This window comes from Bacillus cereus group sp. MG20 (genome assembly GCF_040459885.1).
GTDB lineage: Bacteria > Bacillota > Bacilli > Bacillales > Bacillaceae_G > Bacillus_A > Bacillus_A cereus.
This window is the reverse complement of record NZ_JARVHF010000001.1, coordinates 1,348,193-1,362,701: the sequence shown is the minus strand read 5'-3', so window position 1 is coordinate 1,362,701 and position 14,509 is coordinate 1,348,193. Positions and strand designations below refer to the sequence as shown.

Genomic DNA, 14,509 nt, shown 5'->3' with positions numbered 1-14,509 from the left:
AAGGTAATATATATCATCCTATAATATGTAATTGATTCAAACTTAACCCCATATATTAATAAAATAGAGCATGTCAAAGGAGAAGGTTCCATGAAAATATTACATGTTATATTTTATCATTTACTACTATGGAGTGGCTTTTCCACTGTATTAACATTATCGAATGGTGATAAGTTTCATTATAAAGTTATTCTTTTTTTCGTATTCCTGTATTTAGCCTATGTAATAGCGTATTTTGTATTACACGTAAGAAAGCAAGCGTTATTTCTTACATGTTCGAATTGTATACTATTTTTAATCGTATTATTTATTTTTTAAATTAACGTTTATAAAAATACATTGTTCTTCCATTAAATAATTGTAACTCTCCTTCTAATTTCTTCGCTAAAAAACGGCAAAATTCATTTGCTTTCCCTTTGTCACCATATGTTGCATTAGGTGGTAAAGAAACTTGGATGAAAAATTGTTCATTTTCTATACCAACACCAATATAAATTGAGTCATACCGGTCGTGATTGGATTGAAGTTTTAATGTTGTTGTAGATGTATCTAAAATTTCATAAGGAAAAGCGGTATTTGTATACGTGTAATTAATTTGGGCACCAGTTTTAGAAGTAACTGTTTTATAATAATGAAAAAGTTGTTTTATATCATCTATTGAAACAGATTGTTGTTTAGATTTTGGTACAAGCGTAATAAAGGCGTGTTGCATATAAGTTCCCCCTAACTTAGTAGAATACTATCATTCTACATCCTACTGAATTTTTTGACAATTAAAAGGAGTATTACATGTTTTGTTTAATATACTATTAATGAAACGTGATGTAGAAAGGTGGAAACCAATGTTTGAAAAATTGTATGATGAGCATGAAAGTGTGAAGGTACGATTTTTAGGGTTTATGACACATGATACACGTTATGATTTTGGTGTTATTTATACAAATATGTTTTTTGGAAAACCGCTCATTGTTTGTATGCAAACAGGAAGGTCTACTTTACTCGGAAGAGATGATGTAGAGAATGTTCAATATATACAGGAGATTTTTAAATTAGGATCAGAAGAGGAAGCGAAGGAGTTAGCTCAGTTTTTCAAATTTCTAGTTCCGTCAACTTCTTTACATGCGGAATATGAAGAATAATTAATGTGAAACAGTCGTACTTATAAATATGGCTGTTTTTTATTTGAATATCGCATACTAATTAAAATTTAAAATATTTAATGTGTTATACTAAAAACCTATTGACGTAAAAAGTATAACATATTAAAATAAAGACAGAAAGTTAAGCGGTTACAAAAAAGTTTTTGGGATTATAAACTTAGGGGGAAATGAAAAATGGGAACAATCGTATGTCAAGATTGTGAAGGTACAATTGCACACTTCGAAGATGAGAAAGTAACGGTACTTTACGGGAAATGTGGATCTTGCGGATGTGATCACACAGAGCATACAAAAGCCCAATAATTGATAGGAAATGGACAGCTAAAAGTTTTTAGGACCATAAACTTAGGGGGAAATGAAAAATGGGAACAATCGTATGCCAAGTATGTGAAGGAACAATCGGACATTTTGAAGATGAGAAAACGACAGTACTTTACGGAAAATGTGGAACAAATTGTGACTGTGCTAGAAAAGATAATGCGAAAGCTTAATGATAGATAAATAGATTACTATTAAAACTCAGGAGGAAATGAAAATGGGAACAATCGTATGCCAAGTATGTGAAGGAACAATTGGACATTTTGAAGATGAAAAATCAACAGTACTATACGGGAAATGTGGATCTCATTGCGAATGTGACCATAAAGAACATACAAAAGCTTAATAATAAGAAAAAGCGCCTACATGTGTAGGCGCTTTTTTAATAAATTGTAGTTGTATGGCCAACTGTTGCAACGATTGCATCATCTCTAATTGGAATAAAGCTTATGGATGTCTGTGGTGTACTAGAAGAAGCGTATTGGCTCATTATACGGCTATCTATACGGGTAATAGTATCGGTCAAGAAAGCTGAAATAAAAGCGTAAGGGACTCGTCGTTCATTTAATGAATAAATAATTTCTTCTTTTGTTTTTACACCTACGCCATGTCCGTAAAAAAAGAAATTTCCTAAATAGATTGTGTTTTCTCCTTGCCACTCAATCGTAGCTGGATTCACTTGTGGATTTTTAAAGTAAACGAGGTCACCTGGAACAAGATCGCCACCGTTTTTTGTTATGAGTCTTAGATCTTGATCGTAGTCCCATGTATAAAGTAAAAGGTTTGCAAATAGACGATTGAAAGTTTCTTCCTCATACAATGATAATAAAGCTTTATAAAAAATAATGATCATAGCGGTTGCGCATTCAGTTCCATATAGTTTTCCGTTTTTGAAAATATCTTGTATGGCAATAGAAGGTGGTATGTTTGGAAGAAGCTCGAATCCTCCAAGGGATGTTCTTTTCCAATACTGGGGGTTGCAAAAGGATTGTTGAAATGTGCGAAACTGAAATCCACTTTGAAAAAGTTCTAGTGCAGAGATAATAATATTAACTCGTAAATTGAGATCAAAGCTGAGTTCATCAGCTGTTCGGAAGGAATAAACTTCTTGATTTCCTGCCATTATTGATAAAATTTGTTGTTTCTCTGCTGCAAATGGCTCATATTCATTTGTAATATAAGGATGTACAATAGAACGGCCTATTACAATCATAATAGTATCCCCACCTATACGTTACATTCTTTAGTATCGTATGAAGAAAAGGAAAAAAGGTGAAAAAAAAGCCTATCAACTGATAGGCTTGTACTCTTTAATAACACGTAATGTTTGTAATGTCATATCTTCAGGACCTTGTACAGGTAAACCTGCTTCTAAGTTTTTACGAATATACTCTAAGTTTTCTTGTGTAATAATTTCCCCCGGAGTAAAGATTGGAATCCCTGGCGGATAAACCATAACAAAATCAGCTATAATACGACCCGCTGCATTTTCAAATGGAATGACTTCTGTTTCCGAATAAAAAGCATCTCGAGGAGAAAGTGCTAGCACTGGAATTTCTGGAATCTCTACTTGTACTTGAACACCTTTATCTGCCCTATTTCTAAATGTTGCTGCTAAATCTTGTAATGCTGCAATAAGTGTATTTGTATCACTTTCTGTGTCTCCTAAAGTGATAAGACATAGTATGTTGTATAGATCTGAGAGTTCTACTTCAATGTTATATTGCTCTCTAAGCCATACTTCAGCTTGGTGGCCGGTAATACCTAAATCTTTTACAGATACAATTATCTTTGTAGGATCATAGTTAAAGGTAGCATCTGTACCTAACATTTCTTTTCCAGGACAGTAAAGATGCTCAATAGAATTTATAGCATCACGAACATGTTCAGCTAATTGTATTGTTTGTTCTATGAGTGCTGTTCCTTCTGTAGCAAGACGTTTTCTCGCAACATCAAGTGATGCTAACAAGATGTAAGAAGTTGATGTAGTTGTAAGCATGCTAATAATAGATTGGACATGTTTTACATTCACCAAGCCTTCTTTCACATTAAGAATAGAACTTTGAGTTAAAGAGCCTCCTAATTTGTGAACACTTGTTGCTGCCATGTCTGCACCAGCTTGCATCGCTGACATCGGCAATTCATCGTGAAAATGAATATGAACACCATGAGCCTCGTCGACTAGTACAGGGATGTCATAAGAATGTGCTAATTGTACAATCTGTTCTAAGTCTGCAGCAAATCCAAAGTACGTTGGATTAATAACAAGTAAGCCCTTTGCATCTGAGTGCTCTTCAAGTGCTTTTTTGACAGATTGAATTGTGATTCCATGAGAAATACCGAGTTTCGGATCGATTTCAGGATGCATGAAAATCGGTTTTGCACCTGAGAAAATAATAGCTGACATTACTGATTTATGCACGTTTCGTGGTACTAGGATTTTGTCACCAGGACCGCAAACGCTCATCACCATTGTCATAATAGCGCCACTTGTACCTTGAATAGAAAAGAAAGTATGATCTGCACCGAATGCAGCGGCTGCTAAATCCTGTGCTTCTTTAATCATACCTTTTGGATGATGTAAATCATCGAGTGGCGCAATATTAATTAAATCAATTGCTAATGCATTATGCCCAATAAATTCGCGAAATGTAGGATCCATGCCTTGTCCTTTTTTATGACCAGGAATATGGAATTGAATTGGATTTCGCTTACTGTGCTCAACTAAAGCGGTAAACAATGGTGTTTCGTATTGGGACAATCTATACACCCCTTCTTCTTCATAATATTTAATTTGTTTTATATAATCCTGCTCTAAAAAAGGTAAGTCCTTTTTTTTAGAATGAGGCTTGTTTTTCTGCCATTCAAAAAATCGGTTTTGAGATGGTAGCTTCACTTTATTTTCTATAAAACAAAAGCATTATATCACCAATAATTATAGATGTATAGAAAAAAATATTTTTAAGGTGAGTATGTTTAATAGTTAGCCTCAACTAATGAATGGAGGAAGACAATTCCATTAAAATGAATAAATAGTGTATAATGCAGAGTGGCTATAATGAAGAATAAAACATTCTCTTTAAGATAGCATAATGAAACAAGAAGAAATGATAAATGAGGTGCGAAATGGAATATCAATATCCGTTAGATTATGATTGGTCAAATGAGGAAATGGTTATAATTGTGAAGTTTTATGAAGCAATTGAGAAAGCTTATGAAAAAGGAATTATAAGAGAAGAATTAATGGGTTTATATCGTCGTTTTAAAGAGATTGTTCCATCGAAAGCAGAAGAAAAGAAAATTGATAAAGAGTTTCAAGAAGTAAGTGGATACTCTATATATCGTGCTATTCAAAGAGCAAAGGAAGTCGAAGAACAAAAGCTTGTAAAAATGTAAAAAATATTTTGAAAAATAAAAACTGAAGTGATATAATGTGATAACAACTAAAAACGGACAATATATATTGTCCGTTTTCTACTATCGATTACAAAGTGCATATAAAGGAAGGAGTGATTGCATCGTAGATTCAATCTTAGCAAGGAATTGTTCGTTGGTCATTGCTGAAAACTCCTCTGGTGATATATGAATACCAACTAATAATTCTGCTTTTTTTACAGTAGCTAGTCGTTCAATCATCTTTTGTAAGTCTTCGGTTTCAAGTGTTTTATGTAATTTCACACTTGGTTTAGTATGGTCAATGGACCAAACGAAGTCATTTGGAATATTTGTTTTTAAATCATTTAAATGTTCTAAGAAGGCATGAGCCGTCTCAACTTTTTGTGGACACTCATAGATTAAACCAAAGTATATGAAGGCATGAGTACCCCATAAGCCGATTTGGAAATGCGGTAGCATTTTATATCCTCGTTTATTTGTTGAAAAAGCAACCCAAGTATCGTTTGGTGGATTGACTTTGCGACGTGCGTGTTTTGCAACATGATAAAAAAAGTTCTCATCAGTGTGTTGGGATAAGTATTCTGCAAATTGTTCCCCTAAAGCTTCTAGCTTAGGATGAATGTTCGTTTTAATTGCACTCATTCGTTCTTCGAGACCATCAACTGTAAAGACATCAAAATCAGTTGACTTGAATGTTTGTATTGTCATGATTGTTCCTCCAACTCCTATTTTGCTTTTATTTTAGCATAGCTTGTACTATTCATAAAAAAAACAGCACAAAAAAATTTAAATAAAAAAATATAATTTTGTTGCATAGATGATTTATCCAACATAGTATAGTATAAAACAAAAAATCAGAAAATTGAATTAATTCTAGTCCGAGGGCAGACGAATATTGGGAGGAGGCAAATAATATGAGACAGGTGATTAATGCGTTAAAGAGAACAGATGCCGAAAAGAGAATACCGGTGCTACGTTTGGAGCTAGATTATGAATTAGCAACTTTATATGATGCGATGATGGAAGATGATAAACAGAAAAAAGAAGAGTGTGTACAAAAGTTAGAAGTGTTAAGACTTGAAATGATTCGTTTAGAAGCGTAATAATAGTATATGTATAAAAAATTAGTTGGTGCGAACCTTATAAAGGGTTCGTTTTTTCTGTGAACAGTAAAGATCGGAGTGTTTAAACATGCAAGAAGTATGGAAAGACATCGATGCACACGCCAAACGGTGGATTCGGGATGCAGGAGAGCATTTAATGGCATCCATGAAAAAAGCACTTATTATAGAAACAAAATCCAATGCAGCTGACTTAGTTACAAATATGGACCGAGAGATAGAACAGTTTTTAATTGGGAAAATTAAAGAAACATTCCCGAATCATAATATTTTAGGAGAAGAAGGTTATGGAGACGAGATAACGTCTTCTGACGGGGTTGTTTGGTTAATTGATCCAATTGACGGCACGATGAACTTTGTTCATCAAAAAAGAAATTTTGCAATTTCAATTGGGATTTATAAGAACGGTATCGGAAAGATTGGACTTATTTATGATCCAGTACATGATGAACTATATCATGCAGTCAAGGGATCTGGAGCTTTTTGTAATGATATATCAATTCCTCCATTGGAAAAAGGAACTGTAGAGCAAGGTATTGTAGCTTTAAATGCGGTATGGCTTACAGATAATCCATTGCTTAATATGGAAAGTATGATGGCACTTGTTAAGAAAGCAAGGGGCACGAGATCGTATGGCTGTGCAGCGTTAGAGATGGTGTACGTTGCAACAGGAAGAATAGATGCATATGTAACGCCGAGATTATCACCATGGGATTTTGGCGGAGGACAGATAATTGTAGAAGAAGTTGGAGGGAAGGTAACGACATTCTCTGGAGCGCCACTTTCTATCATAGAGAAGAGCAGTGTGCTAGTTGCAAAACCAGGAGTGTATGAAGAAGTGTTATCTTTTATATCAGAGCCACAAAAAAAGTAAGAGGCTATGTATAAGCTTCTTACTTTTTAGCGTTATTGTGATTTGCGCATTTTTCTTTTTGTTACAAAACCGTATCCAACTGCAACAAATGTACCGATAATGCAAATAATAATACCGATTGGACTATTTTCAGCAATCATAATGCCGATACCGATTAAGAAAATAACACCGATAATTGCGGTTAATAAAAAGCGATATTGAATGTGTTCCATTTCTTCACCCTCCAATCTCATTTTACTTTCACAAAAGTAAGAATACAACTATATTTTCATTCTTGCTTTTATTTTAATTGCTATTGTATCCCCTTCGCTCTTATAATAGAGAAGGATTAAAAAGACATTAGGAGTTGGACATGTTGAAAAAACGACAAGATTTACGTAATATAGCAATTATTGCCCACGTTGACCATGGTAAAACAACACTTGTTGACCAGTTATTACGTCAAGCGGGGACATTCCGTGCGAATGAACATATTGAAGAACGCGCAATGGATTCAAATGATCTAGAAAGAGAACGCGGTATTACAATTTTAGCGAAGAATACAGCGATTCACTATGAAGATAAAAGAATTAACATTTTAGATACACCAGGTCACGCTGACTTCGGTGGAGAAGTAGAACGTATCATGAAAATGGTTGATGGTGTTCTACTTGTTGTTGATGCATATGAAGGTTGTATGCCACAAACACGATTTGTTTTAAAGAAAGCTCTTGAGCAAAACTTAACTCCAATCGTTGTTGTAAACAAAATTGACCGTGACTTCGCTCGCCCTGATGAAGTAGTTGATGAAGTAGTTGACTTATTCATCGAACTTGGTGCAAACGAAGATCAATTAGAGTTCCCAGTTGTATTTGCATCAGCAATGAACGGAACAGCAAGCTTGGATTCAAATCCGGCAAATCAAGAAGAGAATATGAAATCATTATTCGATACAATTATCGAACATATTCCAGCACCAGTTGATAACAGCGAAGAGCCACTTCAATTCCAAGTAGCACTTCTTGATTACAACGACTACGTTGGACGTATTGGAGTTGGACGCGTATTCCGCGGTACAATGAAGGTTGGACAACAAGTTGCTTTAATGAAAGTTGACGGAAGTGTAAAACAATTCCGCGTAACGAAATTATTCGGTTACATTGGATTAAAACGTCAAGAAATTGAAGAAGCAAAAGCTGGAGATTTAGTAGCTGTTTCAGGTATGGAAGACATCAACGTAGGTGAAACGGTATGTCCGGTTGAGCATGAAGAGGCTTTACCATTATTACGTATTGATGAGCCAACGCTACAAATGACATTCCTTGTAAATAACAGCCCATTTGCAGGTCGTGAAGGTAAATTTATTACATCTCGTAAAATTGAAGAGCGTCTTCGTTCACAATTAGAAACAGATGTAAGTTTACGTGTAGATAATACAGATTCTCCTGATGCATGGATCGTATCTGGACGCGGGGAATTGCATTTATCTATCTTAATTGAAAACATGCGTCGTGAAGGTTATGAACTACAAGTATCTAAGCCTGAAGTAATTATTAAAGATATCGATGGCGTAAGATGTGAACCTGTAGAGCGCGTACAAATCGATGTTCCTGAAGAATACACTGGTTCTATTATGGAATCAATGGGTGCACGTAAAGGTGAAATGTTAGATATGGTGAATAACGGAAACGGTCAAGTTCGCCTTACTTTCATGGTTCCGGCACGTGGTTTAATTGGTTACACAACAGAATTCCTAACATTAACTCGTGGTTACGGTATTTTAAACCATACATTCGATTGCTACCAACCAGTACATGCTGGACAAGTGGGTGGACGTCGCCAAGGTGTTCTAGTTTCACTTGAAACAGGAAAAGCATCACAATACGGTATTATGCAAGTTGAAGACCGTGGTGTAATCTTCGTTGAACCAGGTACAGAAGTATATGCTGGTATGATCGTAGGAGAACATACTCGTGAGAACGACTTAACAGTTAACGTTGTGAAAATGAAACAACAAACTAACATTCGTTCTGCAACGAAAGATCAAACTTCAACAATGAAAAAACCACGCTTAATGACTCTAGAAGAGTCATTAGAGTACTTAAACGATGACGAGTTCTGTGAAGTAACTCCAGAATCAATTCGTTTACGTAAAAAGATTCTTGATAAGAGCGAACGTGAAAGAGCTGCTAAGAAAAAGAAATCTGTAGAAGCATAAAAAATAAAACAGCTACCTTTAAGGTAGCTGTTTTTTTATGTTTATTTTTTAGAATATTTACTCTTTTTAGTGGACAGTATTTTTTTCGCAGGTTACTCTTGTATTAAGTACATAAAGAAATTTTGTTTTTTATGAGAAGGGGGGATAAATAGTGTTAGAAAGAATGTCTTTTTTTGCAAAATTATGTAAAGTTGATGAAAATCCAGAGTTAGGAATGTGGTTACTTTATGGGACGATTATTATATTAAGTGCTCTCGTCTATAATTTAGGATTTGCTAGAAAGTTGTCTGTACTAAAAAATATAGTAATATACATATCATTAGCAATTGGATGTACAGTATTAACCTTTTTTGCTGTATTTTTACCTGTTGGAGAAGGACTTGTTGTAGCGGCAATTGTACTTGGAATTTATAGATTGCGTTTGCGTCAAGCGAAACAACAAAAAGCAGGGTGAGGGGGCGAAGTTTTATGCGTTCAGTACAAGATGCACTATATAATTGGTTAACAATTAAAACAGTTGCGGAAGCACGTCCGGATGATAGTGCTGCAAAAGAAACGTATTTGTTATTTCAAAATATGATATATGAAGAACATAAATTAAAAAATGTGGAAGTTAAAAAGAACGAGGAAATGTATTTAATTACATATGAAATGAAAGGGGAAAGGAAATCTGCAAGGTTTCCATTAGAAGCTATTGATTGTTTCTTGGATCAAATGAATCGTGAGCCTGAAAAATATAAATAAGTCCTTATCTATATGAGTAAGGACTTATTTACATTTTACCAATCGTCTTCGACTTTTTTATCACGATATAATCGGAAATTACCACTTGCATGACGTTCCATTGTACGCTCTGCAATTCGTTCCGAACATTCCATGCACATATATGTATGAATAGGGCGATTACGCAGTTTTTTTGCCATAGGATTTTCATCATCTAACATATCTTTTTTATCACAAATCATACATTTGACTCTCATTTCGTCACCTCAATACGAATTCTATCAGTATAAGTATATCATGGAAGTATAATGTTTTTGAATAATAGTGGGAAAAAATAATATTTTCGCAATTCAAAAAATAAGTTATGATAAGGATATACCAAGTATGTTTGGAGGTGAAAATATGGCGAATGTAGTAGAGCCTACTTTAACAGAGGGTTTAGTACAAACGTTGCGTAAAGAGTGTATTGTGATGATAGCAACGACAGATTTCGAAAAACAAGTTCCTAACGTAAGTGCTATTTCTTGGGTGTATGCAGTGAGCAAAACTAGTATTCGATTTGCAGTAGATCAACGTTCACGTATTGTGGAAAATATAAGGCATAATACAGGTGTAGTATTGACTATAATGGCGAATGAATCCGTATTTTCTATAAGTGGTGCAGGTGAAATTTTGACAGATAGAATGGAAGGTATTTCTTTGAAATTAACTGTAATAGAAGTTAATGTGCAAGAAGTACGTGATGTTATGTTTTATGGAGCGAAACTTGCAATTGAACCAACATATGAAAAAACATACGATCTTCGGGCGGCCAAAAAGCTGGATAACGAAGTACTAGTAGGAATAAGAGAATTATAAATGTGCTAAATAAGAAATTCGTTTATTCACTTTTGTAATCGGTTATTGTGATTTAACGTTAATAATTATAATAAAAAGTAATATATTGAATAGAAATGAATAAAGAATAAATAAAAGGTTTAATGACTATGATTTTCGATTCTACCTCGTTTACACGGTACATATAATTATAACAATGGTTCGTCCATATTTTATGGATGAAACCCTTGTTCTACAAATTTAAAAGTGGAGTCAGGGGGTAACAGGTTGGATAAAATTTATGTGTTAGATACGAATGTACTTTTGCAGGATCCTTTATCTATTTTTTCATTTGAAACCAATGAAGTAGTGATTCCAGCAGTTGTATTAGAAGAGGTTGATTCGAAAAAACGTTATATGGATGAAGTAGGACGAAATGCTCGTTATGTATCTAAGTTAATAGATAAATTTCGTGAAATAGGAAAGCTGCATGAAAGTATCCCGCTAGAAAATGGCGGAACATTTCGTATTGAATTAAACCATCGTTCATTTGTGCAACTACAAGATATTTTTGTAGAAAAAACAAATGATAATCGAATTTTAGCTGTAGCAAAAAATCTATCTTTAGAAGAACAGGAAAAAGAGGACGGGAAGTCTGTTATTTTAGTAAGTAAAGATGTACTCGTAAGGGTAAAAGCTGATGCAATTGGTTTGAAGGCTGAAGATTATTTAAGTGATCGCGTAATTGAAGTAGAAAATATATATTCTGGCTTTTTAGAAGGATATATATCAAAAGAACAATTGGATTATTTTTATGAGAAAGGTGAATTGCCTCTATCTGAAATTGCGAATCACCCTTTTTACCCAAATCAATTTGTAGTAATGAAAGATGCATTAGGGGGCTCTAGTTCTGCGCTTGGCATTGTGGATCACTTAGGTAAGAAGGTAAAGAAACTTATTTTTCACAATGAACAAGTGTGGGGGATACGACCACGAAACGTGCAGCAAATTATGGGATTAGAATTGTTGCTTCGTGAAGATATTCCGCTCGTAACATTAACGGGGAAAGCCGGCACAGGAAAAACGTTACTTGCGTTAGCTTCGGGACTTATGCAAACAGAAGACTTAGGGTTATATAAAAAATTACTCGTTGCAAGACCAATTGTCCCAGTCGGAAAAGATATCGGTTATTTACCAGGAGAAAAAGAAGAAAAGTTAAGACCGTGGATGCAACCAATTTTTGATAACCTAGAGTATTTATTTAATACGAAAAAGCCAGGAGAGTTAGATGCTATTTTAGCTGGAATGGGTTCGATTGAAGTAGAAGCCCTTACTTATATACGCGGGAGAAGTATTCCAGATCAGTTCATTATCATTGACGAAGCACAAAATTTAACAAAGCATGAAGTGAAAACGATACTAACTAGGGTAGGGGAAAAGAGTAAGATTGTATTGATGGGAGATCCTCAGCAAATTGATCACCCATATTTAGATGAATATAATAATGGCTTAACGTATGTTGTAGAGAAGTTTAAAGAACAGCGCATTAGTGGTCATGTGAAGTTTGTTAAAGGGGAGCGATCTAATTTAGCTCAACTAGCAGCAGATTTATTGTAAAAAGGAGTGAGCTTAAGCTCACTCCTTTTCTTTAAATAATTGTAAATTTACGGATGTTCCGGATTGGATTTTGTCGATTAGATCCATCATTGAAATAGAGATGAACAGGTCCGTCTTCTTTTAATGGCTTTCCTTCTTTTGAAAAACCTAGTATAGCATTTTTGACAGTTTCTAATGGAAGTGTCATTGTATGATCTACAGTTTCAATTTCAACTTGCGTAGCGTCGTCTAAAATTTCAGCGTTAGCAAGGAATGGATGAAATGGTATACCAAATGTTCCAGTAATTAGCTGTTCTTTTTTATATTTCTTTACACTTTGTTGTATCGGCGGGAAGGCAGCACCATCACGAATTTCACGATCCCAATGTTCTGAAGTGTTTTTTAAATAAGTTTCTAGTTCAGACGTGTTTTCTCTAGTTTCATCAAAGTAAGTTGTCAAATCTACTTTTCGATCATCAAAGATCCAAACAGTTGGATCAATAGTGATTGGAAAACGTACTTTTCCGTTAATAAATAAAATTTCGCTCATTGTTGTTCCCCCATTTGTGTTATACTCCCACTTTTCAGTATAATAGCATTAGACACTGTTGTCACAAAAAATGTTTCTATTGCAATTTATTAAAACTATCGCTAATATTAATAGATAGGATAGAGGAGAGTAGGACGGAAACGGAGGGAATCAATTTGGCGTCTGAGACAGTAGCAAATCATCAGGAAAAGGCACTAGCCCTTCTACAAGCGGATGCAGAGAAGATTTTAAGACTTATTAAGGTGCAAATGGACCATCTTACAATGCCGCAATGTCCATTATATGAAGAAGTGTTAGACACACAAATGTTTGGACTATCCCGCGAGGTCGATTTTGCAGTTCGCCTTGGTCTTATTGCAGAAGAACAAGGGAAAGCAATGTTAGGTGAGCTCGAACGTGAGTTATCTGCACTTCATGAAGCGTTTACAAACAAACAACAATAACGGGTTCAAATAAGGGGGCTCAAACTAAATTAGTTTGGGCTTTTTATTTGTATAATAAAGCAGGAAGAATCAATGTACATATGGAATACAACAATAATTAAATTGAAACAGAAAGAGGAAATGAAATGAAAAAAGTATGGAAATCAATGGATTATTCATTGTTACTTCCTCTTGTTATCTTATGTGTGCTGGGAGTAATAATGGTATATAGTTCTAGTTCCATTGTTGCGATTTCGAGATTTGATAAACCAGCAAATTTCTTTTTTAAAAGACAATTAATTACTTTAGTTGTTGGGACAATAGTATTAATAATTATTGCTACTATCCCATATAAAGTTTGGAGAAAACGAATTTTTTTGTTGGGGAGTTACGGTGCTAGTGTTGCCTTATTAGCTGCAGCTGCCTTTTTCACTAAGAAAGTAAACGGTGCAAACGGCTGGATATTTGGAATACAGCCTGCAGAATTTGTTAAGATAACAGTTATTCTTGTCTTAGCTCATTTCTTTGCCAAAAGACAAGAAACGAATACACCTGTTTCCAAAGGGTCAGGTCCAGTACTTATTGGTGTTGGTATAATCATGTTTTTAATATTAAAGCAAAATGATTTAGGTACTGATTTGTTAATTGCAGGAACAGTAGGAATTATGTTTCTTTGTTCGGGAGTACAGGTTAACTTATGGATTAAACGAATTGCTTTAACTTCTATAGTATGGATTCCGGCACTATATCTTCTTGGTAATTATGCATTAAATCCATATCAAAAGGCGCGTTTTTCTGTTTTCCTTGATCCGTTTAATGATCCTCAAAAGGATGGGTTTCAATTAGTGAATTCATTTATTGGAATTGCTTCTGGAGGGCTTAATGGTAGAGGGTTAGGGAATAGTGTACAAAAATATGGTTATTTACCAGAACCGCAAACGGATTTTATAATGGCAATTATATCTGAAGAACTTGGTTTTATAGGTGTAGCTATCATTTTAATCTGTTTATTACTTATTATTATTCGGTCATTTAGAGTTGCACAAAAATGTACTGATCCATTTGGAAGTTTAATAGCTATCGGAATTGCAAGCTTGTTTGGAGTTCAAACGTTTATTAATGTTGGTGGTATGTCTGGAGTAATACCACTTACAGGAGTACCATTACCGTTTGTCAGCTACGGTGGTAGTTCTTTATTAGCTAATCTACTTGCGATGGGAATACTACTTAATATTGCTAGTCATGTAAAACGAGAAGAAAAACAGCAGAATGAGGTAATAAAAGAAAGAGAACAAAATGGACCACATCTTGTAGTTGTAAAATAAAAAACACATCG

22 protein-coding genes are annotated in these 14,509 nt (G+C 34.5%); 15 read left to right on the top strand and 7 right to left on the bottom strand.

Going from position 1 to position 14,509, the window contains the following annotated elements; all coding sequences use genetic code 11:
* Window positions 1-90: 90 nt before the first annotated feature.
* Window positions 91-318, top strand: a complete 228-nt coding sequence (locus QCI81_RS06805) for a hypothetical protein (protein WP_000697470.1) — start codon at window positions 91-93, stop codon at window positions 316-318.
* Window position 319: 1 nt separating this feature from the next.
* Here the strand turns inward: QCI81_RS06805 and QCI81_RS06800 are convergent, their stop codons facing one another.
* Complete coding sequence (locus QCI81_RS06800; RefSeq protein WP_023522926.1) at window positions 320-712, bottom strand: DUF1885 family protein; 393 nt, start codon at window positions 710-712, stop codon at window positions 320-322.
* A gap of 130 nt (window positions 713-842) precedes the next feature.
* On the opposite strand from QCI81_RS06800, the gene QCI81_RS06795 reads away from it, so the two are divergent.
* The 4 genes from QCI81_RS06795 to QCI81_RS06780 all read left to right on the top strand — a co-directional run bounded on the left by QCI81_RS06795 (window position 843) and on the right by QCI81_RS06780 (window position 1,824).
* Window positions 843-1,139: a DUF3055 domain-containing protein gene (locus QCI81_RS06795; protein WP_000462038.1), complete on the top strand. Its 297-nt coding sequence runs from the start codon at window positions 843-845 to the stop codon at window positions 1,137-1,139.
* A 195-nt stretch (window positions 1,140-1,334) separates the two neighbouring features.
* Window positions 1,335-1,463: a GapA-binding peptide SR1P gene (locus QCI81_RS06790; protein WP_000536778.1), complete on the top strand. Its 129-nt coding sequence runs from the start codon at window positions 1,335-1,337 to the stop codon at window positions 1,461-1,463.
* Between the two features lie 59 nt (window positions 1,464-1,522).
* A complete protein-coding gene (locus QCI81_RS06785; RefSeq protein WP_000536803.1) occupies window positions 1,523-1,651 on the top strand; it encodes a GapA-binding peptide SR1P in 129 nt (42 codons plus the stop codon).
* Window positions 1,652-1,695: 44 nt separating this feature from the next.
* A complete protein-coding gene (locus QCI81_RS06780; RefSeq protein WP_000536796.1) occupies window positions 1,696-1,824 on the top strand; it encodes a GapA-binding peptide SR1P in 129 nt (42 codons plus the stop codon).
* 36 nt (window positions 1,825-1,860) lie between these two features.
* Here the strand turns inward: QCI81_RS06780 and QCI81_RS06775 are convergent, their stop codons facing one another.
* A complete protein-coding gene (locus QCI81_RS06775; RefSeq protein WP_000635337.1) occupies window positions 1,861-2,691 on the bottom strand; it encodes a protein-glutamine gamma-glutamyltransferase in 831 nt (276 codons plus the stop codon).
* A gap of 75 nt (window positions 2,692-2,766) precedes the next feature.
* A complete protein-coding gene (gene speA / locus QCI81_RS06770; RefSeq protein ID WP_000084899.1) occupies window positions 2,767-4,239 on the bottom strand; it encodes an arginine decarboxylase in 1,473 nt (490 codons plus the stop codon).
* A 365-nt stretch (window positions 4,240-4,604) separates the two neighbouring features.
* On the opposite strand from speA, the gene QCI81_RS06765 reads away from it, so the two are divergent.
* On the top strand, window positions 4,605-4,874 hold the full coding sequence (locus QCI81_RS06765; protein ID WP_000456546.1) for a UPF0223 family protein: 270 nt from the start codon (window positions 4,605-4,607) through the stop codon (window positions 4,872-4,874).
* An 81-nt stretch (window positions 4,875-4,955) separates the two neighbouring features.
* On the opposite strand, the gene QCI81_RS06760 is transcribed toward QCI81_RS06765, so the two are convergent.
* Window positions 4,956-5,582: a YktB family protein gene (locus QCI81_RS06760; RefSeq protein WP_000155318.1), complete on the bottom strand. Its 627-nt coding sequence runs from the start codon at window positions 5,580-5,582 to the stop codon at window positions 4,956-4,958.
* Between the two features lie 206 nt (window positions 5,583-5,788).
* Here QCI81_RS06760 and QCI81_RS06755 point away from each other — a divergent pair, with 206 nt between their 5' ends.
* Entirely contained in the window at window positions 5,789-5,977 is a 189-nt protein-coding gene (locus tag QCI81_RS06755) for a hypothetical protein (protein ID WP_001250164.1), read from the top strand.
* 88 nt (window positions 5,978-6,065) lie between these two features.
* On the top strand, window positions 6,066-6,869 hold the full coding sequence (locus QCI81_RS06750) for an inositol monophosphatase family protein (RefSeq protein ID WP_001158706.1): 804 nt from the start codon (window positions 6,066-6,068) through the stop codon (window positions 6,867-6,869).
* 32 nt (window positions 6,870-6,901) lie between these two features.
* Here the strand turns inward: QCI81_RS06750 and QCI81_RS06745 are convergent, their stop codons facing one another.
* Window positions 6,902-7,081 carry a DUF5325 family protein gene (locus QCI81_RS06745; protein ID WP_000400123.1) on the bottom strand — a complete coding sequence of 60 codons (180 nt, stop codon included), beginning with the start codon at window positions 7,079-7,081 and terminating at the stop codon, window positions 6,902-6,904.
* A 140-nt stretch (window positions 7,082-7,221) separates the two neighbouring features.
* On the opposite strand from QCI81_RS06745, the gene typA reads away from it, so the two are divergent.
* The 3 genes from typA (at window position 7,222) to QCI81_RS06730 (ending at window position 9,810) form a co-directional block, all read left to right on the top strand.
* Window positions 7,222-9,066 carry a translational GTPase TypA gene (gene typA / locus QCI81_RS06740; protein ID WP_000914752.1) on the top strand — a complete coding sequence of 615 codons (1,845 nt, stop codon included), beginning with the start codon at window positions 7,222-7,224 and terminating at the stop codon, window positions 9,064-9,066.
* Between the two features lie 151 nt (window positions 9,067-9,217).
* Window positions 9,218-9,520 (top strand): YlaH-like family protein, encoded by a 303-nt coding sequence (locus QCI81_RS06735; RefSeq protein WP_000893662.1) that lies wholly within the window; start codon window positions 9,218-9,220, stop codon window positions 9,518-9,520.
* A gap of 14 nt (window positions 9,521-9,534) precedes the next feature.
* The gene (locus QCI81_RS06730; protein WP_001258141.1) at window positions 9,535-9,810 is read left to right on the top strand and encodes a hypothetical protein; all 276 of its coding nucleotides are present in this window, start codon (window positions 9,535-9,537) and stop codon (window positions 9,808-9,810) included.
* 35 nt (window positions 9,811-9,845) lie between these two features.
* On the opposite strand, the gene QCI81_RS06725 is transcribed toward QCI81_RS06730, so the two are convergent.
* On the bottom strand, window positions 9,846-10,046 hold the full coding sequence (locus QCI81_RS06725; RefSeq protein WP_001995040.1) for a YlaI family protein: 201 nt from the start codon (window positions 10,044-10,046) through the stop codon (window positions 9,846-9,848).
* Between the two features lie 145 nt (window positions 10,047-10,191).
* Here QCI81_RS06725 and QCI81_RS06720 point away from each other — a divergent pair, with 145 nt between their 5' ends.
* Together QCI81_RS06720 and QCI81_RS06715 are read left to right on the top strand one after the other, a co-directional pair.
* Entirely contained in the window at window positions 10,192-10,647 is a 456-nt protein-coding gene (locus tag QCI81_RS06720) for a pyridoxamine 5'-phosphate oxidase family protein (RefSeq protein ID WP_000024600.1), read from the top strand.
* A 246-nt stretch (window positions 10,648-10,893) separates the two neighbouring features.
* On the top strand, window positions 10,894-12,222 hold the full coding sequence (locus tag QCI81_RS06715) for a PhoH family protein (RefSeq protein ID WP_000358083.1): 1,329 nt from the start codon (window positions 10,894-10,896) through the stop codon (window positions 12,220-12,222).
* Window positions 12,223-12,253: 31 nt separating this feature from the next.
* Here the strand turns inward: QCI81_RS06715 and QCI81_RS06710 are convergent, their stop codons facing one another.
* Window positions 12,254-12,751, bottom strand: coding sequence for a molybdopterin-binding protein (locus tag QCI81_RS06710; RefSeq protein ID WP_053563735.1), 498 nt, complete (start codon window positions 12,749-12,751; stop codon window positions 12,254-12,256).
* 155 nt (window positions 12,752-12,906) lie between these two features.
* Here QCI81_RS06710 and QCI81_RS06705 point away from each other — a divergent pair, with 155 nt between their 5' ends.
* Window positions 12,907-13,194 carry an Fpa/YlaN family protein gene (locus QCI81_RS06705; protein ID WP_000135694.1) on the top strand — a complete coding sequence of 96 codons (288 nt, stop codon included), beginning with the start codon at window positions 12,907-12,909 and terminating at the stop codon, window positions 13,192-13,194.
* 125 nt (window positions 13,195-13,319) lie between these two features.
* Window positions 13,320-14,498, top strand: coding sequence for an FtsW/RodA/SpoVE family cell cycle protein (locus QCI81_RS06700; protein ID WP_071729772.1), 1,179 nt, complete (start codon window positions 13,320-13,322; stop codon window positions 14,496-14,498).
* Window positions 14,499-14,509: the final 11 nt, after the last annotated feature.

What these genes read in the sequence shown, in the direction of transcription:
- QCI81_RS06710 (WP_053563735.1), bottom strand. Translation starts at nt 12,751, where the DNA reads ATGAGCGAAATTTTATTTATTAACGGAAAAGTACGTTTTCCAATCACT.
- QCI81_RS06795 (WP_000462038.1), top strand. Translation starts at nt 843, where the DNA reads ATGTTTGAAAAATTGTATGATGAGCATGAAAGTGTGAAGGTACGATTT.
- QCI81_RS06760 (WP_000155318.1), bottom strand. Translation starts at nt 5,582, where the DNA reads ATGACAATACAAACATTCAAGTCAACTGATTTTGATGTCTTTACAGTT.
- QCI81_RS06730 (WP_001258141.1), top strand. Translation starts at nt 9,535, where the DNA reads ATGCGTTCAGTACAAGATGCACTATATAATTGGTTAACAATTAAAACA.
- QCI81_RS06790 (WP_000536778.1), top strand. Translation starts at nt 1,335, where the DNA reads ATGGGAACAATCGTATGTCAAGATTGTGAAGGTACAATTGCACACTTC.
- QCI81_RS06725 (WP_001995040.1), bottom strand. Translation starts at nt 10,046, where the DNA reads ATGAGAGTCAAATGTATGATTTGTGATAAAAAAGATATGTTAGATGAT.
- QCI81_RS06700 (WP_071729772.1), top strand. Translation starts at nt 13,320, where the DNA reads ATGAAAAAAGTATGGAAATCAATGGATTATTCATTGTTACTTCCTCTT.
- QCI81_RS06780 (WP_000536796.1), top strand. Translation starts at nt 1,696, where the DNA reads ATGGGAACAATCGTATGCCAAGTATGTGAAGGAACAATTGGACATTTT.
- QCI81_RS06765 (WP_000456546.1), top strand. Translation starts at nt 4,605, where the DNA reads ATGGAATATCAATATCCGTTAGATTATGATTGGTCAAATGAGGAAATG.
- QCI81_RS06800 (WP_023522926.1), bottom strand. Translation starts at nt 712, where the DNA reads ATGCAACACGCCTTTATTACGCTTGTACCAAAATCTAAACAACAATCT.
- QCI81_RS06750 (WP_001158706.1), top strand. Translation starts at nt 6,066, where the DNA reads ATGCAAGAAGTATGGAAAGACATCGATGCACACGCCAAACGGTGGATT.
- QCI81_RS06720 (WP_000024600.1), top strand. Translation starts at nt 10,192, where the DNA reads ATGGCGAATGTAGTAGAGCCTACTTTAACAGAGGGTTTAGTACAAACG.
- QCI81_RS06745 (WP_000400123.1), bottom strand. Translation starts at nt 7,081, where the DNA reads ATGGAACACATTCAATATCGCTTTTTATTAACCGCAATTATCGGTGTT.
- typA (WP_000914752.1), top strand. Translation starts at nt 7,222, where the DNA reads ATGTTGAAAAAACGACAAGATTTACGTAATATAGCAATTATTGCCCAC.
- QCI81_RS06755 (WP_001250164.1), top strand. Translation starts at nt 5,789, where the DNA reads ATGAGACAGGTGATTAATGCGTTAAAGAGAACAGATGCCGAAAAGAGA.
- QCI81_RS06785 (WP_000536803.1), top strand. Translation starts at nt 1,523, where the DNA reads ATGGGAACAATCGTATGCCAAGTATGTGAAGGAACAATCGGACATTTT.
- QCI81_RS06775 (WP_000635337.1), bottom strand. Translation starts at nt 2,691, where the DNA reads ATGATTGTAATAGGCCGTTCTATTGTACATCCTTATATTACAAATGAA.
- QCI81_RS06805 (WP_000697470.1), top strand. Translation starts at nt 91, where the DNA reads ATGAAAATATTACATGTTATATTTTATCATTTACTACTATGGAGTGGC.